Source organism: Fervidobacterium sp., assembly GCA_026419195.1.
Lineage (GTDB): Bacteria > Thermotogota > Thermotogae > Thermotogales > Fervidobacteriaceae > Fervidobacterium.
The window spans coordinates 308,986-329,301 of record JANZZV010000001.1 but is presented as its reverse complement, the minus strand read 5'-3'; the positions used below and the strand labels follow the sequence as shown (position 1 = coordinate 329,301).

Annotated in this window: 19 protein-coding genes; 1 reads left to right on the top strand and 18 read right to left on the bottom strand. The window is 35.7% G+C overall.

Going from position 1 to position 20,316, the window contains the following annotated elements:
- Window position 1 precedes the first annotated feature (1 nt).
- The gene (gene fliD / locus N2Z58_01535) at window positions 2-1,786 is read left to right on the top strand and encodes a flagellar filament capping protein FliD (protein MCX7653352.1); all 1,785 of its coding nucleotides are present in this window, start codon (window positions 2-4) and stop codon (window positions 1,784-1,786) included.
- Here the strand turns inward: fliD and nth are convergent.
- The 18 genes from nth to cheD all read right to left on the bottom strand — a co-directional run bounded on the left by nth (window position 1,755) and on the right by cheD (window position 20,315).
- Window positions 1,755-2,429 carry an endonuclease III gene (gene nth, locus N2Z58_01530; GenBank protein ID MCX7653351.1) on the bottom strand — a complete coding sequence of 225 codons (675 nt, stop codon included), beginning with the start codon at window positions 2,427-2,429 and terminating at the stop codon, window positions 1,755-1,757. The two genes, fliD and nth, sit on opposite strands and share 32 nt — an antisense overlap.
- Complete coding sequence (locus tag N2Z58_01525; protein ID MCX7653350.1) at window positions 2,416-3,303, bottom strand: bifunctional riboflavin kinase/FAD synthetase; 888 nt, start codon at window positions 3,301-3,303, stop codon at window positions 2,416-2,418. The genes nth and N2Z58_01525 overlap by 14 nt, the downstream gene beginning before the upstream one ends.
- A 41-nt stretch (window positions 3,304-3,344) precedes the next feature.
- Window positions 3,345-4,628 carry an MFS transporter gene (locus N2Z58_01520; protein MCX7653349.1) on the bottom strand — a complete coding sequence of 428 codons (1,284 nt, stop codon included), beginning with the start codon at window positions 4,626-4,628 and terminating at the stop codon, window positions 3,345-3,347.
- A 138-nt stretch (window positions 4,629-4,766) separates the two neighbouring features.
- Window positions 4,767-6,932: an ABC transporter permease subunit gene (locus tag N2Z58_01515; GenBank protein ID MCX7653348.1), complete on the bottom strand. Its 2,166-nt coding sequence runs from the start codon at window positions 6,930-6,932 to the stop codon at window positions 4,767-4,769.
- A 13-nt stretch (window positions 6,933-6,945) separates the two neighbouring features.
- Window positions 6,946-8,256, bottom strand: a complete 1,311-nt coding sequence (locus tag N2Z58_01510; protein ID MCX7653347.1) for a sugar ABC transporter permease — start codon at window positions 8,254-8,256, stop codon at window positions 6,946-6,948.
- 33 nt (window positions 8,257-8,289) lie between these two features.
- Window positions 8,290-9,681: an ATP-dependent protease ATPase subunit HslU gene (gene hslU, locus N2Z58_01505; GenBank protein MCX7653346.1), complete on the bottom strand. Its 1,392-nt coding sequence runs from the start codon at window positions 9,679-9,681 to the stop codon at window positions 8,290-8,292.
- An 18-nt stretch (window positions 9,682-9,699) separates the two neighbouring features.
- Complete coding sequence (locus tag N2Z58_01500; protein MCX7653345.1) at window positions 9,700-10,926, bottom strand: insulinase family protein; 1,227 nt, start codon at window positions 10,924-10,926, stop codon at window positions 9,700-9,702.
- A gap of 3 nt (window positions 10,927-10,929) precedes the next feature.
- The gene (locus N2Z58_01495; protein ID MCX7653344.1) at window positions 10,930-13,011 is read right to left on the bottom strand and encodes a polyribonucleotide nucleotidyltransferase; all 2,082 of its coding nucleotides are present in this window, start codon (window positions 13,009-13,011) and stop codon (window positions 10,930-10,932) included.
- 137 nt (window positions 13,012-13,148) lie between these two features.
- Window positions 13,149-13,721 (bottom strand): RnfABCDGE type electron transport complex subunit A, encoded by a 573-nt coding sequence (locus N2Z58_01490; GenBank protein ID MCX7653343.1) that lies wholly within the window; start codon window positions 13,719-13,721, stop codon window positions 13,149-13,151.
- Window positions 13,718-14,362: an electron transport complex subunit E gene (locus tag N2Z58_01485; protein ID MCX7653342.1), complete on the bottom strand. Its 645-nt coding sequence runs from the start codon at window positions 14,360-14,362 to the stop codon at window positions 13,718-13,720. Before N2Z58_01485 ends, N2Z58_01490 begins: the two co-directional genes overlap by 4 nt.
- Complete coding sequence (locus tag N2Z58_01480) at window positions 14,362-15,051, bottom strand: RnfABCDGE type electron transport complex subunit G (GenBank protein ID MCX7653341.1); 690 nt, start codon at window positions 15,049-15,051, stop codon at window positions 14,362-14,364. Before N2Z58_01480 ends, N2Z58_01485 begins: the two co-directional genes overlap by 1 nt.
- Entirely contained in the window at window positions 15,048-16,025 is a 978-nt protein-coding gene (locus N2Z58_01475) for an RnfABCDGE type electron transport complex subunit D (protein MCX7653340.1), read from the bottom strand. The genes N2Z58_01480 and N2Z58_01475 overlap by 4 nt, the downstream gene beginning before the upstream one ends.
- A complete protein-coding gene (rsxC, locus tag N2Z58_01470; GenBank protein ID MCX7653339.1) occupies window positions 16,022-17,329 on the bottom strand; it encodes an electron transport complex subunit RsxC in 1,308 nt (435 codons plus the stop codon). Before rsxC ends, N2Z58_01475 begins: the two co-directional genes overlap by 4 nt.
- A 231-nt stretch (window positions 17,330-17,560) precedes the next feature.
- On the bottom strand, window positions 17,561-18,367 hold the full coding sequence (locus tag N2Z58_01465) for a hypothetical protein (protein MCX7653338.1): 807 nt from the start codon (window positions 18,365-18,367) through the stop codon (window positions 17,561-17,563).
- Window positions 18,346-18,834 carry a hypothetical protein gene (locus tag N2Z58_01460; GenBank protein ID MCX7653337.1) on the bottom strand — a complete coding sequence of 163 codons (489 nt, stop codon included), beginning with the start codon at window positions 18,832-18,834 and terminating at the stop codon, window positions 18,346-18,348. The genes N2Z58_01465 and N2Z58_01460 overlap by 22 nt, the downstream gene beginning before the upstream one ends.
- Window positions 18,831-19,142: a hypothetical protein gene (locus N2Z58_01455; protein MCX7653336.1), complete on the bottom strand. Its 312-nt coding sequence runs from the start codon at window positions 19,140-19,142 to the stop codon at window positions 18,831-18,833. The genes N2Z58_01460 and N2Z58_01455 overlap by 4 nt, the downstream gene beginning before the upstream one ends.
- Window positions 19,135-19,836, bottom strand: a complete 702-nt coding sequence (locus N2Z58_01450; protein ID MCX7653335.1) for a FliA/WhiG family RNA polymerase sigma factor — start codon at window positions 19,834-19,836, stop codon at window positions 19,135-19,137. The genes N2Z58_01455 and N2Z58_01450 overlap by 8 nt, the downstream gene beginning before the upstream one ends.
- Window positions 19,836-20,315, bottom strand: a complete 480-nt coding sequence (gene cheD, locus N2Z58_01445; GenBank protein MCX7653334.1) for a chemoreceptor glutamine deamidase/glutamate methylesterase CheD — start codon at window positions 20,313-20,315, stop codon at window positions 19,836-19,838. Before cheD ends, N2Z58_01450 begins: the two co-directional genes overlap by 1 nt.
- Window position 20,316 lies beyond the last annotated feature (1 nt).

Sequence of the window (20,316 nt, the reverse complement as noted above, 5' to 3'; positions counted from 1 at the left end):
AATGGACCTTTCAGGAATTGCTAACAACATTAATTATCGTTATCAGTCACCTTCGAGAATGCAAATAGGTGGTGCAGTTAGTGGACTTGACACACAATCTATAATAGAAAAACTCATCGAAGTCGAGGCAATACCTCTAAAACGTTTGAATGATAAGTATCTTCAATACAATAACCTACAAAAGGCTTATCAAAAAGTCTCAGATAAGATTCGTGATTTTTATAATTATCTTAGTAATTTCTCCCTCCAAGCAAACCTTATACCGAAAAACGCTGTGTCTTCTTCTAATATATTAACTGCAAAGGCAAGTGCCGTTGCACAGGAAGGAACATACAATGTAGAAGTTCTCTCCCTTGCAACAAACAGCACCTTCACAGGAGAAAAGTTAGCTAAGAACTTCAACTTGTCAAGCACCATAGCGGAAATAGATACAAGGTACCCACCTGTAAATTCTACTGTGAAGATAAAAGTAGGTACAAATGAAACTACTATAAATGTTAATACAAACGATACAATAAATGATGTTGTGAATAACTTGCAAAGTGCATTTTCTTCGCTTGGTGCAAGTGTAACAGTAACGTTTGATGCAACTACAGGAAAATTGAACATAAATTCAAATAAAGCTTTTCAAATCTCCAATGTTAGTGGAAACTTTACATTCCTTTTTAGGTTAAACGATTCCTCGTTAAAACAAATAGGAGCTAATTATGTATTAGAAAGTTCAGGAAACATCGGTGCTTATTCACAATTCAAAACACTTGCAAATTTTGGAATAACAGATGATAAATCGCTGAATATAAATGGAAAAAATATAACACTTAAATCAACAGATACGTTAGCCAATGTAATTTCGAAGATAAATAATACAGTAACTGACTTAAGAGCATTTTACGAAGATAAATCAGGTAGGCTTGTGATAACGAGTAAAACGACTGGTGATAATTTGATAAATATTTCTGGAGATAGCGATTTGTTGACTGCAATCGGACTTTCGAATGGAACTTTTACAATAGGACAAACTGCTAAGGTTAACATCACAATTAACGGTTATACTGAGCTTATCGAATCAAAATCAAATACAATAAGCTACAGTGGTTTGTCACTTGAACTTTCTTCCACAGGAAGCAGTATTGTAACTGTTTCTGTTGATAAGGAAAAAATTGTTGACAAAGTTCAGGAATTTGTTGATAAGTGGAATGAACTTACGGATTTTTTGTACAAGAAGCTAACTGAAAACAAAGTTACAGGTAAAAAAGAAGATCAAATGAGTGAAGAAGAGAAGCTTCAAGGGCTTTTAAAAGGCGATTCTTTCCTGAGAAGGATATTTGATAAATTCAGAGGTTTTTTAACACAAAGCATAGATGGTAAGCTGCTTGCACAACTTGGAATAGAATCTGGAGATGCTGGAAGAGGATTCATGAATACAATGAAAGGAAAAATAACTTTAGATAAAGACAAACTAAGAAAGTTCATCGAGGATAACGGTTCAGATGCTGTTTGGAATTTCTTTGGAAAAGTAGACGGTGAAAAAGGATTAGCGCTACAATTAAAGGATTACAGCTATCAACTTACAAAATTCAATGGAGAAATCGATATTGTTGCTGGTGTATCAGGTCGGCTCGAACGTGAAAAAAGGATCTTATCAAAGCGAATGGTCACAATGATGGATTATTTGGAAAAAAAGGAACAGATGCTCTGGCAAAAATATTCGAATCTTGAAAGCGCACTTTCAAAGCTATCAGCTCAAGGAAGTTTCATGGCACAAGCTTTTTCTTCAAAGAAGTAATATTATTGCTCAGTTTGGATGATTTAAAGTATCGACAACAATCAGTTAAGAAACATTTTTCACACTTTGGAGAAACAGGTTTGCATACTTTTTTCCCAAATTCAACCATTGAACCGTTGATAGGTCCCCACAAAGATGGGGCCAAAATTTTTTTTAATTCGTCTTCGGTTTGCTCAGGTGTTTTTGTCTCTACCCAGCCAATTCTGTTGGAAATTCTGTGTACATGTGTATCAACAGCTAAAGCTTCTTTGTCAAAACTAACATAAAGGACTATATTAGCTGTCTTTCTACCTACACCTGGTAGCTTAATAAGCTCTTCAAAACTATCCGGAACCTTTCCTTTGTATTTTTGCAGCAGTATGTTTGCGACAAGTACAATCCTTTGTGCTTTTTCCTTGTATAAACCTGCTGGCTTTATTAGATCATACAAATCTTCTGGATTGGCTTTGGCTATTTCGGACATATCTTTGTATTTTTCAAAAAGTTGCTTCGCAGCAACTTCTGTGTTTTCATCCTTGCTTCTTTGACTCAAAATAGTAGCTATAAGTACTTTGAATGGATCTTTTTGTGAGTGGATTCGTGGAAATGATTTAATTATCATGATAGCTTGCTTGTTAACATCGCTACAATCAGTCTCTTTCATATCGATCTATAACCTCCATAGCATTTTTGACATCTTCATTCATTTGGTTGATTAACTCACTAATACTCGAAAATTCAATTTCTGGTCTTAAGAATTCCAAAAATTCTACCCGTATTTCCTTACCGTAAAGGTCTTTATTGAAATCGAGTATATATACTTCGTATTTTATCTTTTTTGTCTTCTCTATAGTTGGTCTATACCCGACATTCATCAATCCGAAAAACTGTTCTGGGACATAAACTTTTACAACATAAACACCAGGTTTTGGGTCCAAAAGAAAATGATTGGATCTTTTCACATTTGCAGTTGGGAACCCAAGTTTTCTACCTATTTGCTTATCTTTATAAACAGTACCATGTACTGAGTAATTTCTCCCTAAGAATTGCTTGGCCTTGCTTACATTTCCATCTTTCAGAAGTTTTCGTATATAACTACTACTAACCCTTATCCCATCGATTACAGCAGGTTCAACGATTTCAATATAGACACCTTGTTCATCACATAGTTTTTTTAAGAGTTCTGTATCACCGCTTCCATGCTTTCCAAAGCGAAAATCGTGACCAACAATTATTCCATCTATCTTGTTAGAAGTTTTAACTATGCTTTCAAAAAATTCCTGCGGTGATAAATCCTTTATCTTTGGTAACTCAAGGATTTCCGTTTCACCGTAGATAGAGAGTAATTCTATCCTGTCTTCAACAGAGGTTATTAATCCATCAAACTGACCAGCATAATATTCCATAGGGTAAAGTATCGTGTATATTTTAACTTTCTTTCCGGTTAATTCTGCCAACTGACTTAATCTTGATAAAATTTTAGCATGACCTTTGTGAACTCCATCAAATACACCGATTGTTAAGTACAATTCTTTCACTCCCTTACCATTAGTTGATTTAAGAAGAGAAACTGGAGAACCTAATATCTTCTTGTTATGATAACTTGAGCGATTTCTATGAATCTCATACTCTTATGTTTTTCTCCGATGTCAAGCTTAGTAAAATAGTAGAGTGTAAAAATTCTCAAGAAAAATGCTATTAAAAATAACACGTTGTAACCGGAGAGGACTGAAAATTGAAAATTTTTTATCAAGCTTAGCGTTTTTCCACCCGTGTAAGAGGCTATTAAAGATGCCAATCCTGCTATCGTTGCATGCATCGATATGTATATTTCACTGGGTTCGTCTATTATTTTTAAAAGTAAAGTGAAGTAAGATAAATTTATTGCACTCCAAGCTAAAGCTGCAATCATTACATCTAATAGGAGTAGAAATCTGTAGTTTCTCGGCGTCATTAAAGAATACAGCAAAGGTATAGCAAGAGCGATGGTTATACCATATCTGATCATGTTTTTATCACCAATTTTTGACGATAATTTGCCATAGAATGTGTACATAAGCATTGACAATAGGGAATTAATTATGTTCAAAATACCAAGATACGAGTAAGGAACTTTAAGATAAGATACTTCGAAATAGCTAAAAAATGGACCAGCGAACTGAATTGCGAAATTCCAAATGAATACAAAGATAAGGAAATTCAAAAACTTTCGATTTTTCAGAGATTGAAAAACCGTTGTTATACTGTAGTCAATGACTCTTGTATCTGGAATATCATGCAGATATAGAAAATAAGCGGTAAGAATAAATACAAATGAAGAAACTGAGTAGATCACTATTAAACCAATCTTTCTATCCATGTTTTGCAAAATTAATGAATACAAAATCCAAGCACTTAAACCTGCGAAGGTGGCAACCGTGTTTCGAAAGCCAAAGTAAGTGTTTCTTCTTTCTTCCGGTACAATATTTTTCATTGCAGATGTCCATAAATTTCCAACAACATTGTTCAATATGTTGAAAACTATAAATGGTATTACAACAATTATGTGAGATTTGATGTTCATAATCAACGCCAAAGGTATGATCACAAACACAGATCTTGCAATTAAAGAGGTCCAGAATATTGCGTACTTTTTGGATGGTACTAATCGATAAACCATTGGTGTAAAAAGCTGAATCATTTGTGAAGTTGATGGAAGCACAGCAACAATAGAAAGCACCACAGGATCAAAATCATAATAAAGAGCTAACGTTGAATATACGAATCCTTGTGTAGCATTAAACGCTATTGTGTAAAGTGCACCTTCTATTACAGAGAGCTTGAGAGTACGTTCCCTGGTGTTACTTTTTTCTATGATAATCACCTCCACAAGCTTGTTGGAATATTTTGTGCAATTTTATATTAACACTTTCTAGTTATTTAGTGAAGCAGTGAAAGAAAAAACAGTGCCCAAATATGGGCACATGATAAAGATCGTATGTTATTATCTTTAAAAGTTGCACTATTTAAGTCCTGTTCTTGCAATTCCTCTAACAAAATACTTTTGTGTAAAGAGGAAAATGATCACAACAGGTAATATACTGAAGGTTGCTGCTGCCATTAACATATTGTAAAGTGTTCCAACTTCTGAACTAAACGTCGATAGTCCAACAGTTAGAGTCCGGTATTTTGGGCTGTTGGTGACTATCAACACCCAAAGGAACGAATTCCAGCTACCAACGAACTTTAAAAGGGCACTTGTTATTACGACAGGCTTACTCAACGGTACAACAATTTGCCACAAGTACCTCCAATGAGAGCAGCCATCGATTTTTGCTGCGTCAAACAACTCGCTTGGCAAACTCATAAAATGTTGTCTCATCAAGAAAATTGAAAATACACTTACGACCCATGGAATTATCAGAGCATAATACGTATCTATCCATCCGAATTTTGTGATGGTAATAAAGTTAGGAACGAGCAAAACTTCACCAGGTACCATCATTGTAGCAAGAAAAACACTGAACAAAATACTTTTTCCTGGAAAATTCATCCAAGAAAAGGCATATGCCGCCATTGCTGAGATTATTACCTCAAGAATTGTCGTCACCACGGATATAAAGACCGTATTGAAATAATATCTACCAAATGGTGCAGAATTCCAAGCAAGGGCATAGTTTTGAAACACATTTTTTAAAATGTCCATCGTAGAAAAACTGACCTGAACTTTATTTATGCCATCGTCCATAAAGTATACAGGACTAACATCTTCCATCACAATTTCAATATTTTTTCCTTCTTTAACAAGTACTGCACTTACAAACTTTGGAGCATCAATTAGCTTCCATGCATATTTTGTATTCTCGTAAATCATTCTAAGGGATTGAAGTTCGAGTATATTTAGAGCGATAGTTTTAAACAATTCGTCTGAACTTTTGTATTCTTGAGAAAACGCATCCAATTTAGATTTTGCTGAAGTGTATGTAAGGTTGAATCCAACAACTGATTCCAATTTTTCCATGAATTTTTTAAAAGATACTTTTAGTTCATCCTCTACATTTAAATTATTCTCAAACCCCACGTTTACTATTGCATTGATGAGCGATTTTAAGGTTGTTAAGTCATTACTACTAATACCATGCATCTTTTGAACATTCTCATCAATTACCTTTGCAAATTCATCGAGAAGGTTATCCATACCATTTTTCGATATAATCTTTTTGATTAATTCGTGGTCTTTAAGATCTTTTGTTCTCTCAATCAATAAGTTTATCCTCTCTCGATCACTCATGGGCTTTGCCACAATATCTCTGTCAACAAAAAATTTCTGGACACTGACAAAGTAACTATAAATTTTCAAAAAGAAGTCAATTTCCTCAAAATTCTTATAAATGCTATTAGCAATCGCACTGTTGTAATTATCAGAAACTTCGTTGGAACCGCTGTAAAGCAAATTGTAATTTGTCAACAATTTGTGTATTTCTTCCAGTTCACGTATACTCAATATTAAACTTTCACCCGACTTAAATTTTTGAATTTTTGTTTTTAATTCTTGTAACTCAACAACTTTGTTATCCAAAAAGGCGATAAATTGACTTTTTTCATTTTCGTTTTGAATTCTTTCTATGCCAAAAGTTTGAATTGTATCTATTCCGTCGAGTAAAGTTTCTATAGAACTTGTAAGGCTATCTATGAAAATATCTCTCTTAAAAACTGGTGTAGAACCACTAACGTAATTTAGCAATACTTTTTCAAAGTAAAGTTCTGGATTATTTTTCTCATCATCAGTTACGAGAAACTGTGTAGGCTGTTTTATTGAGTTGATAAAATTATAGAAGTTAGTTGGATCTATCTTCGCATAGGTTTTGCCTTTCAGTCGTATGGTCAATTTGCCACGGTAAAATGGATCATCGTTTACCAAAAGGACAAGTCCATGTGTTTTCTTTGAAACAAAGGTCAAAGCTTCTCTTAAGCTCAAACCTTTAACTGAAGATGTTGTTCCTGTTGATGGTATAACTTTAACTTCTCTTTGACTTAAGAACGACTTTGTTGTCCACTTGGGAGGCCATGAATTTACTTCAGATGGAAGTTTAAAAGAAGTTACAAGCATCCAAGCAAACGGGGCAATCATAACGATTGTACCTATTAATAATAGTGTATATATAATTAATTTTCTCAACCTTTTCATTGTTTGCCCCCCTTTAGCTCACGTATTCCACAACTCTGTCGCCAACGCGATATTGTATAAACGTGAATACAAGAATAACTATAAATAACAAATAGGCAGCGGCACTTGCTATACCCATCCTTTGTTGCCTGTAAAATAGGTCAAAAACATAATAAACCATTGTCATACCACTGTTTCCGTAAGGTCCAGGTAATCCATCGTATAAGATAAAAACTTCTTGAAAGACCTTAAAAGCCCCAATAACAGAAACAATTATTAGAAAGAAAGTGGTTGGAGAAAGTAAGGGCCAAGTAATTTTTAAGAACTTTTGTAAGCTGTTTGCACCGTCTACTTCTGCTGCTTCATAATAGAATGTATCGATATTTTGTAAACCTGCTAAGAAAATCATTGCGTTGTATCCTACATTCTTCCAAATTGACACTATACTTACAGTTGGTATTGTCCACTTTGCATCTTTTAGCCACTTTACAGGTTGTAATCCTACAGTTGAGAATATATAATTGAGTAATCCCACGTCATCGTTGTATATCCATTTCCAAATTAAACCTACAGCTACGGAAGATGTTACAAATGGGATGAAGAATGCTGTTCTGAATACCGCTTTGAATTTTATTTCGTTGTTTAACAAAAGAGCTATCAAGAGTGCTAAAGTTAGACCAATGGGAACAGTAAGTATAACATAATAGGTTGTGTTTACAAGAGCTTTGAAAAACAAGTTTTTTTCAGATGCGTCCATGAAATAACTAATTATACCATACTGGATATTGTTGTAACCTGCTGGAAATTTGAACTCGAAAATTATATACGAAATAATGCCTATTGCCGCAGCAATCCACAAATGTTCATTTACAATTTTTGTATCGATTAATCTAAACTTCAGTACCAGAATTATTGAAATATAAATGATAATGTTTAAAGCGATTGCAAAATAAAGATTAATAGCCGTTCTTAAAGAAAAATACAGCATTAGTACAACAGTTGTAAAAAGAAATCCTTTTTCAAATTTCTTTTTCCTAATTATGTTTAACAAGCTAAAAATCAGTAATACAGATATCACTGCAAGCGCAATATAAACAAGACTATAAATTAGCCCAATGTGAAACGGAAATTTTACTGGATAATCGAATTTTAGAATTTCCTTATAATTCCCGAGTCCGTAGAAATATGGATTACGCATGTTTCTAAAATCCCATTTAAAAAAGCTCAATACAAACGAAAACCCTATGGGCCAGAATGTAAAAATTGACAGCACAACAAGGGCTGGGAGTAAGAACAAGTAAGCTAAGATACTCTCTTTTATCTTGTTAGCCTTTATACCTTTCATAAAAATCACCCCTGCCACTTTGAAAAGTAAAGATCATAAGATGTAGGCTGAGAGATTCTCATCTTGGATTATACTTCCAAGTTTTTGTACTACAAAATCTTTATCGATTTCTATTTTCTTCTCTTCCACTTCAGGAGCCTTGAACATAATATCTTCAAGCAATTTTTCAACCACTGTGTATAATCTTCTAGCCCCTATATTTTCCATTTTTTCATTTAATCTGTAGGCAATTTTCGCAATTTCTCGAATAGCTTCTTGCGTGAATTCAAGCTCAACCCCTTCAGTATAAAGTAATGCTTTGTATTGCTTTAGTAAGGCATTCTCTGGTTCAGTTAAAATTCTTACAAAATCATCTTCTTTAAGCGGTTCAAGCTCTACGCGAATTGGAAACCTGCCTTGTAGTTCTGGAATTAAGTCCGTTGGTTTCGACATGTGAAACGCTCCAGCACCGATGAATAGTATATAATCGGTTCTAACAGGTCCGTACCTTGTCGTTATAGTCGTGCCCTCTACTATGGGGAGTAAATCTCTTTGAACGCCTTGTCTTGACACATCAGGTCCATGACTTTGTCCACTGCTTGCAACTTTATCAAGCTCATCTATGAATATGATTCCCCTCTCTTGTGCTAAACTCAGAGCTTTTTGAATTACTTCATCCATATCTATTACCTTCTCAGATTCAATGGGTGTTAATATTCTTCTTGCCTCGGAAATTTTCATACGCCTTTTCTTCTTTTGCTTTGGTAATATGTTGCCAAGTATTTGTGAAAAATCTATGCCCATATCTTCCATGTCTGGAATTCCAACAAATCCTATTCCAGGCTGACTGATTTCAATATCGAGCTCTATTTCCATATCTTCAAGCTCGCCATCTTCCAATTTCTTGCGCAGTTCTGCCCTTTTTCTTTTTATTTCGTACTCGTCAGGTTGTTCTTGGGCTGGTTGAAAGCCAAATATGTTTGCAAAAGGCACATTTGGCTTTCTACTTGGTACAAGTGCCTCAAGAATACGTTCTTCAACAAGCTTTTTAACTTTTGGTTCAACTTCCTTTAGTTTCTCTTGTTTAACCATGTTTACAGCTATTTCTACCAAATCTCTGATCATAGAATCTACGTTCTTACCAACATAGCCAACTTCCGTGAACTTTGTTGCTTCAACCTTGAGAAATGGGGAACCTGAAATTTGTGCTAACCTTCTTGCAATTTCTGTTTTTCCAACACCGGTAGGTCCTATCAAGAGAATATTTTTAGGTACCACCTCTCTTTTCCATTCTTCAGGTAACCTTTGTCTTCTTATTCTATTTCTTATTGCAATTGCGACTGCTTTTTTCGCCTCGGTTTGCCCTATTATGTACTTGTCAAGTTCTTCGACAATCTGTCTTGGTGTTAACTCATCAAAATTGGTTAACAAGTGCAACACCTCCATTTTAGTATAGTATAAAATTTATTTTACATTTAAATCTTCATAACTTATGTTCAGTTCCTTTGCTGGTGTTACATAGGTTAATGACCATTGTCCTGTTATAACTTTTTCAAACGCTTCTTGAACGTCTTCCTCTCTCACTTGTTGAATTTTAGAGATTATTTCTTCAATACTTTTCGGTTGTACTTCGTTCGCTATGTACTGGATACAAAGTGAAGTAAGTGCCGATGTGCTCTCGGTCATTAGTTCAATAGAGCCTAGGAGCCTTTTCTTACCATAATCAAACAGCTTCTTGGTGAGTTTGAAATTTTTCAAAAGGTTAAAGAGTTCTTTTACAAGGTTTTCTGCATTTTCAGGCGAAGTCGCAGCATATATTGAAAATACACCCCAATTTCTTGATTGGATGTTTGCTGTAGAAATATCGTAAACAAGGCCCTTTTTTTCTCTAATGTGCTCAAACAAAAGCGAGCTCATACCACTTCCAAGTAGAGTATTTAATACCATAAAAGGATAGAGCATATTTTCATCAGAATACGAAACTCCTTCGTGAGAAAATAAAAAATGAATTTGCTGAGTTTCACTGAATTTGTCACAAACTATTCCATCTTTCAGCATTGATTCATGTTTTGTTGTTTTAAATCCATCGGTTAAATTCAACGATTCTAATACACTTAAGTTCTTTGGCTCAACGTAACCAGCAATTATCAGTTTAACATTGAACGGTGTGTACATTTCCGAATGAAACCGCACTATGTCATCTAAGGTTATGCTTTTCAATGTTTCCTCTTTTCCGATAATAGGTTTTGAATGAGGTCCATCTATTAAATTTTCAAAAAATTTATTGAACAGCCGTTGTTCAGGTATTTCTTGTTCTGAATAGTATTCTTGAAGGATGATCTTTCTTTCAATTTCAATGTTTCTGCTTGTGAACAGTGGTTCGAAGACCAATTCTCTTAATATATTAAACGCTGTTTTGAAAAAAGTTGATGGAACTTTGGCGTAATATACCGTATTTTCCTTATCAGTCCACGCATTCAGTATTCCACCAACTTGTTCAATCGGCAATTTGATCTGTCTTAAGTTTCTTTTTTTTGTTTTTCTGAAAACTACGTGTTCGATAAAGTGAGAAATGCCAGATAGATTTTCCGGTTCATAAACAGGACCGGTGCCTACGATAAAAGCAATTGTCACCGACCGTACACCTTGGATTTCGTAGTAATACACGTTATCAGTAATTTGTTTGATCATTGATTAATTTTCCACCTTCCTAAATTGTAGTCTCCCTGTCTCATCAATGTTTATAACTTCGACTTTTAACACATCTCCAACTTTAAATGAATTGGGCTTTGAATTTCCAAGTTTACTTGCATGAGCAAGTCCAATTTTCCCTGGCATAATCTCAACAAATACGCCGTAATTTTCAACCCTGGTAATCCGTCCTTCGAACACATCACCAATTGCAACATCCCTGAACATATTCTTTATATACTCCACTGCCCGTTGTACTTTTTCTGCGTCAACGCCGCTCACAGTTACTTTACCAGTTTCGTCATCCAAGGAAATCTCAACATCAAACATTTTAATTATGGACTTAATTACCTTACCCCCCGGGCCTATCAGTTCACCAGATCTTGTTGGATCTATGTAAAACCAATTAATCCTCGGCGCGTACGGTGAGAGGTTTTTCCTTGGTTCAGAAATAGTTTCATACAATTTTTCCAAAATAAACATCCTCGCTTCCTTTGCTTGGTAAAGTGCCTGTCTAAGTAGCTCTTCACTCACACCTGAAACCTTGCAATCCATTTGAAACGCTGTGATTCCATCCCTTGTTCCAGCAACTTTGAAGTCCATATCACCCCAATGATCTTCAAGCCCGATTATATCAGTCAGTATAACACCTTTGCCTTCTTCTAAAATAAGTCCCATTGCAACACCAGCCACATGTTTCTTAATTGGTACACCGGCATCCATCAACGCAAGTGAACCTGAGCAGACTGTTGCCATTGATGAAGAACCGTTGGATTCAAGTATTTCAGAAACTACGCGTATGACGTATGGAAATTCATCTTCAGAAGGTATAACCGCTTTAAGTGCACGTTCTGCAAGATGACCATGTCCAATTTCTCTTCTACTTGGTCCACGTAAGGGTTTAACTTCTCCTGTAGAAAATGGCGGGAAGTTATAATGAAGCATGAATCTCTTTGTTCCCTCTTCTATTAAGGTGTCAATTATCTGTTCTTCAGCAGGCGAACCTAAGGTTACGATACCCAAACTTTGCGTTTCACCTCGTGTGAAAAGCGAAGAACCGTGTGTCCTTGGCAAGAGTCCCACTTCACAACTGATAGGTCTTATCTGCTTTGGTGTTCTACCATCTGCCCTTATACCTCTTTCAATGATTATTTTTCTCATCAGTTTTTTGGATACCTCATCATACTTTTCTTTGAGAGCAATTTCGTATTCTTCCTGCTCTTCTTCCGTTATATTGTTTTCCTCAAAGAACTTTTGAGCAATACTTTCATAATACTCATCTGCCATTTCTGCTCTTTCCTGTTTACCTCTCATGAATATTCGTTTTTCAAGTTCGGTCATATCTATGTATTCAACAAATTTCTCTACAAGCTGCACATTGAAATTTGGTTGTGGTAAGGGCATTTTTGTTACATTGAATTCCTGGATTATCTCTTCCTGGAATGAAACAAGTTGTTTTATAGCATCATGTGCTACCATGAGAGCTTGCAACATCTCTTCTTCGGTAACCTCTTTTGCCTCACCTTCAACCATTGTTATGGCATCTTTTGTTCCTGCAACAACGATATCTATTTTACTTCTTTCAAGCTGTTGTGAAGTAGGAAAAACTATGAATTCCCCATCCACGTAACCAATTTGGACACCTGCGGCTACTCCATCAAATGGTATTTTGGAAATATTAAGAGCCAATGAAGCAGCTGAGATTCCAAGCACGTCAGTTGGACTGTCTGGGTCCACAGAAAGAACAGTAACAATGACTTGAACTTCGTTTCTCAAATTCTTAGGAAAGAGTGGTCTTATCGGTCTATCAATTAACCTGGAAGAAAGAATACCACTTTCAGATGGTTTGCTTTCTCTTTTTACAAAACCACCGGGTATTTTGCCAGCAGCATAAAACTTTTCCATGAATTCTACAGTAAGTGGTACAAAATCGATACCTTCAACAGTCTTATCTGAAACGTTAACAGTTGCTAATACAACACTATCACCAAACCTTGCCCATATAGAACCTGCTGATTGCTTTGCAACTTTTCCGTATTGAAATACCAGTTCCCTTCCAAATAATTTTTTTCTCCATTCTTTCATAAATACACCTCCAGATATTCAATTTCTATATTTTTGCCTATCAGAATATTGTATCACATAAAGGATAACATTTGAACATCAATTTAAAGAAGAAAAGCCAGGGTGGATATCCCCGGCGGTAATGTTTTTGTATTTTTCTATTTTATCATTCCCTGAAATCCCATGAAAGCCAAGGAAAGTAAAGAAGCGGTTATCATAGAAATCGGAAGATTTTGAAACGGTTTTGGAACATCATAAAGTTCCATACGTTCTCTTATCGTAGCAAATATTATCAAGGCAATCATAAAACCAATTCCGGCACCAAGTGAGTTGAATATTGCCTCAAGTAGATTGTATTTAGACAAGCTGTTAACTATAGCTATACCGAGTATTATACAGTTTGTGGTTATCAGTGGCAAATAAATCCCAAGTGCTTCGTAAAGATTTGGATTGTTTTTCTTAAGAAACATTTCAACAAACTGGACAAACGTTGCTATTACAAGTATGAAAACAATAGTTCTTAGAAACTCAAGTTTCAAAGCTATTAACAATAAATCAAGTAACCAGGAGATAGCTGAAGACATAACAAGCACAAAAATAACTGCAAACCCCATACCAAGAGCTGTTGATACCTTCTTTGAGACACCAAGGAACGGACATATCCCAAGAAACCTAATAAATACGTAGTTGTTAATTAACATTGCCGACAACAATATCAAAAATAACTTCATTTAGTATCACCTGGCCTTTGAATCTGCGATGATTGTTTTTTGGCTTTTTCTTCTCTTTTTATTGAGATAGCAGCAAACAATGCAGCAAGTAACCCAAGTGTAAGATAAGCACCGGGAGGTAAGATCATAACAAACATATTAAATGACTTACCCCAAATACTTATATCAAATATTGTTCCATTACCAAGAAGTTCTCTAATACTGCCAAGTACTGTCAAACTCAAAGTAAAACCGGCCCCCATTCCAAGTCCGTCGAGTAGAGAATCAACTATGCCATGTTTGGAAGCGTAAGCCTCTGCACGTCCCATTATGATACAGTTAACGACGATAAGTGGTATGAAAAGTCCGAGTGTTTTCCACAAATCATAAGTGAATGCATGCATTAGAAGGTCAACGATAGTAACAAAGGTTGCTATTACAGTTATAAAAATTGGGATTCTTATCTTTTCTGGGACAGTCTTTCTAATGGCTGAGATTACAACATTTGACATAACAAGAACAGCCGTAGCTGCAATACCCATTCCAAATCCATTCTTTGCACTTGTTGTTGTTGCAAGGGTAGGGCACATGCCAAGTACCTGAACATACGTCGGATTATCTTTTATTAGTCCTTTCGTAAATTCTGAAAGTCTTGATGACATTATTTTCCACCCCCTTGTAAGTACTTCTCGGTCAGATATTTGTACATGCTATTTATAGAATTTACAACAGCCCTCGGTGTAATAGTTGCACCGGTCATCACGTCAGAGACTTTTACTATTCCTTCTTTTTTGGAAGTATCAGGCTCAATGTTTTGCTTACCTGCATCTTTATCAACTCTTAATCCATTCTTTAAACCAGTCTCTGGTATTGGAAAGAACCTTTCTTGTACATTCTTTTCCGCTATCTTTGCACCGAGTCCAGGGGTTTCTTGTGAATATTCTATGACTTTTATCTTGTGAAGTACAATTCCGCTACTATCATGTCTAAATGCAGCTATTGTAAGCACGTTTCCACCATAGCCAACGGAACTTGCTGTAAGTATATAATACTTTATTCCACCATTGTTAAACTGGTAAACTGGTGAGATAACTCTACCAATTCCATCATTGTAAAGTTCATTACCCATTTCTGCACGTTTTGAAATTACTGAAGCTTTTATTTCCTTAGGATCAATGATTTGATTACCATTCTCATCTGTCAACAAAAACTCCATCGATTTTATCACATTTTCAAGTTCGGCTTCTGCTATTCTACTTTCTGTAAACTGGTAAACAAGTGCGAGTGCAATTCCTGCGATAAGTGTGTAAATCATCAGAGTGAGGCTTACCTTAAGGGTTTCTTTTTTCATCCATTTCGCCTCCCAAATATTACAGGTTGCGTGTATCTATCTATAAGAGGAGTAAGTGCATTCATAAGAAGTATCGACAGCGATACCCCTTCAGGATAACCACCAAAGTATCTTATTATCATTGTTATTAAACCGCAACCGACACCAAATATCGCTTGTCCTTTAAGCGTCATAGGACTCGTCACCATATCAGTCGCCATGTAAAGCGCTCCGAGCATTAAGCCACCTGCAAGTATATGGAATAATGGTGAACCGTACTTTTCTGGGTTGATTGAATTAAAAATGGAAGATATCATTAATACTGTGCCTATGTAAGTTGAAGGGATAAGAATTTTGATACGCTTTCTGAGAACAAGGTATACAAATCCAATCAAAAGCAAAATAGCACTTGTTTCGCCTATACAACCTCCAATGTTTCCATAGAAAAGGTCAGTGTAAGTTGTAGATTCCAAAACTTTACTGAAACCTTCAAGTTTCAGTATTGCAAGAGGTGTAGCACTTGTTTGGGTATCGGCAGGATACCAACCACCAAAGGAAGCCATTGGCTTGTACCATGTTGTCATAGCTGTCGGAAAAGAAACAAGTAAAAACACTCTTGCAGCAAGAGCTGGATTGAAAATATTTTGACCGAGCCCACCAAACGCATGTTTGACAATTGCTATGGCAAACACAACTCCTATGATCAAAACCCACCAAGGAGTTGCCACACTTAGATTTAGAGCCAGCAAAAGGCCAGTAACCGCAGCACTTCCGTTGGGAATAAAATTTTTGTCTTTTTTAAGTACGCGCATAATAAACAATTCCACAGCTTCTGCACTTAACATTCCGATTATAGATAATACCAACGCATACAATCCAAAGAAATACATTGCGCCAACAACTGCTGGAGCAAGCGCAATTAAGACATCAAGCATTATCTTACGTGTAGAATCATTTGTTCTAACATGTGGAGCACTTGTTGTTATCAACTTCATTTCTTACCACCTCTTAGTGTTCGGTATACTTTTTTGGCAAGTTTGATTGACTTAACATGTTCAATATTTGCTGGACATATATATGTACATGAACCACATTCAATACAATCAAGTAAACCAATCTCTGCTGCTTCATCATATTTTTTCTTTCTTGAAAGCATATCGAGTAGATACGGTTGTAGATCCATTGGACAGACATGGACACAGTAAGTGCATCTAATACAGTTCGTTGACTCCCGTTTTTGTTCTCTAATGACTGTTATGCCGTTGTTTCCCTTCAATATTGGTGTATCCAATGAAGAAACAGGAATTCCCATCATTGGACCACCCATGAGTACCTTGACTTCGTCAAAACCTTCAGAAAATCCTCCACCAAGTTCACTTATAACCCAAGAGATAGGAGCACCTATCCTCACCCACCAATTCCCGGGCCTTTTTACGCCTTCACCTGTTAATGTTAACCCTCGTTCAATCAACGGTTTTCTGTCTATAACAGCCTGCTTAATAGCCACCATGGTACTTACATTTTGAACTACCACTCCGATATCAGAAGGCAGACCTCCACTCGGAACTTCTTTGCCAATAATAGCTTTAATCAGCTGTTTTTCAGCTCCTTGTGGATATTTTGTCTTCAATCCAACAACCTTGACTTTACCACTCCATTTTTTTTCAAGAAGTTCAATACAATCCTTTTTATTACTTTCGATACCTATGTAGACATCTTTTACACCCAGTATCTTTTGAGTAATCTGTATACCTAAGAGTATTTCTTCGTTCATTTCAATCATAACTCTGTGATCTATTGTAAGGTAAGGTTCACACTCCGCACCATTTATTATTAAAGTATTAACTGGTTTTGGAGGATTTAACTTTATATGTGTTGGAAACATAGCACCGCCGAGTCCAACAACCCCAGCTTTTCTTATAATTTCAATTAATTCCTCTTTCGATGCCGAAAGATAATCTATTTTTGGTAATAATTCCCAATCGTCAGAAGCTGTCTTTTCGATTGTCACAGCTTCCACTGCCATACCATGAACGCTGCTGTTAACCTTTGAAATATTTGTCACCTTTCCAGTTACTGGTGAATGCACGTAAGCTGATATAGCGCCCTGGGGTTCGCCAATAACTTGACCGGTTTTCACCTGCTGTCCTACTTCCACAATAGGTTTAGCTGGTGAACCAGCATGTTGAAGCATAAAAACGATAACTTTTTCTGGTAATGGTGCTTCTTTTATTTCGTCACTTTGTGTAAGTTTCCTTTCAGGTGGATGAACTCCACCTTTAAAGGTAAATAACCTCATTTCCCACACCTCCCATACGGTCATACGGTATAGATAAAACCATCGATGCTAATGTATTTAGATAAAGTATATCTAAATTTTATATTGTAATAAAAATCTCACAACCGTTTTGTTGTTAAACATTTGTTAATTTTTACTTGTAATACGAATTGACATTCTCAATTCTATGATAGCAACAAGCAGACCAAAAACGAAGCCTTGTATGCTCTGATTAAAGACTGTTTAGAACAATTATGTGGGATAATATAAAAATTTATCCTCGTACCTAAAGACGAGTAAATTTCTTAAGCCCATCTTTTTATGTGATAAGTAATTTTCTAACTTATCTTTGTCAAATTGGATGAGCAGTCTTTTCGAAGGCGCTATTCTTATCAGCTTTGAAAGTTCTATGGGGATATCTTTGTAATAAGCGAAGAACTTGAGCATAGATATGTTGTACTTAGTTTTAAAAAAATTCAGTGCATTGAGGATCTTGTCTCTTTCAACGTAGTCATGTGGAACGTAATAAGCATATAAAATATCAATAGGTAAATTAGATCTTACTGCCCTTTTTTTCGATATCAACTCAAAGTTTCTTATTTTAGTGGAATTAATAAACATTTGCTCAGAAAAGAAATTTATTGATTTAGACAATTCTAAAGAGTGCTTAGAAAATAATTTGAAGCATACATTTTGAAAATTAAAGTATTGTTCTTGAGGTATAATGGAAGTTTCTACAGTGATTTTCTCAACTTTCAAAAGTTCACTAAAATTCGCTTTCCTTATGCTCAAATTAATCGATTCGAATTTCTCAAATGTTGCTATCTTGCATAACGCAGAGGTTTCAAAACTTTCATCGACAGAATGAATGTTTATAGATGATACAGAAAAAGTGCTCCCAGACACTACCAAACTTCCAAAAGAAAATCCAGCGATTCTAGTTTCTGTTATCAGATTAACCTTTCTTTGCTGAGTTTGAAGGTCCAAATGTCCACCTTTGTACTTTAGAAGACCCAACTCCATTTTTAAAGTTTCGATTATTTCTCTTGCGATTCGCATATATACTCAAGTGCCTTTTCAATTCTATCGAATGGTTCAACTATATCTATCTTATTGGCATATTCCACTATCTTATTTATTATACTTTCATCCAACTTTGCATTTTCAAAAAATGTGATCCTCAAGCTTGCATTAGTTATGTTAACAATTGCTTCGTTGTTTTCTCGTTTTTCTTGCACTACTTGAGGAAGAAAAGTTACCATTACTATGTTTTTGTCAAACATTAAAACAGGATCCTGAACTAAAAAAACATCAGGCTTATTTTCAATCTTTTGAACAAGTCCCTTTGCAATTATCTCCACGTGTAAATAGTACTCCAAGGAACTTCCGTAGATTATCTCTTGTAGCTTAGTTGGCACAACAGGTTCTGAGTACTTGAATTCAACAGGAATTCCATAGTCGTTTATAACAAGCGCGCCGCCAAGATGTTTGTTTTCTAACTTTTTGACAGTCAAATAACCTATCATACCATCACATCCAATATATGAGAGCTTTCTGCTTTAGCCTTAACCTCTTCCCTTTTTTTACTACCCTGCTGTGCTAAGTATTGTCCTTGGCTTTTTCCTTCTGTGGAGCTTTGCGCTCTTTTTCCTTCTGTTTGATTAACATTTTTTGGGGCGTTCATTTCTCTTTCAGTTCTTTTCATAACACTTTGTGCACTGTTAGCAATAGCAGCTTGTGCTGAATATTGCTGAATGCTGATCATATGTGAGTTTTCATGACTTACCCTTAAAATAATCGTTTGGTTTTGTACTCCACTTATGGGTTCAGCCACTTTCATCACCCCTTAAAAAACCTCTCAATTTTCCGAGTACCACGCTAAGTAGCTGAGAAATTCTCGACTCGGTGACTCCAAAAACTTGTGCTATTTCTTTAAGAGACAGCTCGTACTCAAACCTCATGCTAAGCAAAAGCTTCTCTTTTTCACTCAATTTATTTATCGCCTCAACTAATTGTTCATAAAGTAATGATTTCCAGGCTTTTTCTTTTACATCCTCATCACTTTTGATTTCCAATAATCCGTAAGAGTTTTCACCAGAATTAAAAAGATATTGATCCAAGTTCAAATACTGTTTTAAAGAGAGTTCATTGTAAATTTCTTTTACATGTTCTATATCAGTATCCATTATTTTCGCAAGTTCTTCAAAGGTCGGTAGCCTTTGGTTAGTCTCGTAAAAATTCACGAGTTCTTTGTCAAGCTTTTTTATATCTTGTCTTACATTCTTTGGTAAGTAATCCAGTTTTCTCAAGTAATCAAGCATCGCGCCCTTTATTCTTGCGTAAACGAACGTTTTAAAAGTTGCACCATATCGTGGATCGTATTTATCAACAGCCTGCAAAAGTGCTATCACACCCTCTTGAATTAAATCGTCTAACTCCACATTATCAGGTAAATTTATTTTTAACTCTCGAGCCATCTTAGCAATCATAGGAAGGTACTGTTTAACAATACTGTCTTTATCAACCATCAAATTTCTGTTACCTCCACTGCGTCTCCAGTCTTTACTCTTCTAATAAGTAACTTTCCACTTTCTAAATCATATTCTATGCTTCTTGCTTTATTACCTCCCGTATCCTCAGCCACCAATTTTACTCCATTTCTTTGTAAAGCTCTTTTTACCGCTTCCGTGTTTCTAACTCCTATATCCATAGCAGATTGAAACATAGAAGCACCACCAGCAATCTTTGCTTCCAATCTATTTCTCTGTGCTCCTAGTTTTAACAATTCATCAACTATAATGTCTACTCCTGTATCAGCGAATTTACCAGGAGTGTTGCTTGGTTTTCCACCACTGTCTGGTAACATCACATGAACCATTGCACCAACTTTTGCAACCGGATCTCTTACACACACACCAACACAAGAACCTAAACCAAGTGTTACAAGTATTGCTGGATTACGTTCGACTGCCCATTCACCGATGCCAATGATTACTTTTTTCTTCATT

Excerpts from the sequence above, each read along its gene's own strand:
- fliD (MCX7653352.1), top strand. The coding sequence starts at position 2 with ATGGACCTTTCAGGAATTGCTAACAACATTAATTATCGTTATCAGTCA.
- nth (MCX7653351.1), bottom strand. The coding sequence starts at position 2,429 with ATGAAAGAGACTGATTGTAGCGATGTTAACAAGCAAGCTATCATGATA.
- N2Z58_01515 (MCX7653348.1), bottom strand. The coding sequence starts at position 6,932 with ATGAAAAGGTTGAGAAAATTAATTATATATACACTATTATTAATAGGT.
- N2Z58_01510 (MCX7653347.1), bottom strand. The coding sequence starts at position 8,256 with ATGAAAGGTATAAAGGCTAACAAGATAAAAGAGAGTATCTTAGCTTAC.
- hslU (MCX7653346.1), bottom strand. The coding sequence starts at position 9,681 with ATGGAGGTGTTGCACTTGTTAACCAATTTTGATGAGTTAACACCAAGA.
- N2Z58_01500 (MCX7653345.1), bottom strand. The coding sequence starts at position 10,926 with ATGATCAAACAAATTACTGATAACGTGTATTACTACGAAATCCAAGGT.
- N2Z58_01495 (MCX7653344.1), bottom strand. The coding sequence starts at position 13,011 with ATGAAAGAATGGAGAAAAAAATTATTTGGAAGGGAACTGGTATTTCAA.
- N2Z58_01490 (MCX7653343.1), bottom strand. The coding sequence starts at position 13,721 with ATGAAGTTATTTTTGATATTGTTGTCGGCAATGTTAATTAACAACTAC.
- N2Z58_01485 (MCX7653342.1), bottom strand. The coding sequence starts at position 14,362 with ATGTCATCAAGACTTTCAGAATTTACGAAAGGACTAATAAAAGATAAT.
- N2Z58_01480 (MCX7653341.1), bottom strand. The coding sequence starts at position 15,051 with ATGAAAAAAGAAACCCTTAAGGTAAGCCTCACTCTGATGATTTACACA.
- N2Z58_01475 (MCX7653340.1), bottom strand. The coding sequence starts at position 16,025 with ATGAAGTTGATAACAACAAGTGCTCCACATGTTAGAACAAATGATTCT.
- rsxC (MCX7653339.1), bottom strand. The coding sequence starts at position 17,329 with ATGAGGTTATTTACCTTTAAAGGTGGAGTTCATCCACCTGAAAGGAAA.
- N2Z58_01465 (MCX7653338.1), bottom strand. The coding sequence starts at position 18,367 with ATGCGAATCGCAAGAGAAATAATCGAAACTTTAAAAATGGAGTTGGGT.
- N2Z58_01460 (MCX7653337.1), bottom strand. The coding sequence starts at position 18,834 with ATGATAGGTTATTTGACTGTCAAAAAGTTAGAAAACAAACATCTTGGC.
- N2Z58_01450 (MCX7653335.1), bottom strand. The coding sequence starts at position 19,836 with ATGGTTGATAAAGACAGTATTGTTAAACAGTACCTTCCTATGATTGCT.
- cheD (MCX7653334.1), bottom strand. The coding sequence starts at position 20,315 with ATGAAGAAAAAAGTAATCATTGGCATCGGTGAATGGGCAGTCGAACGT.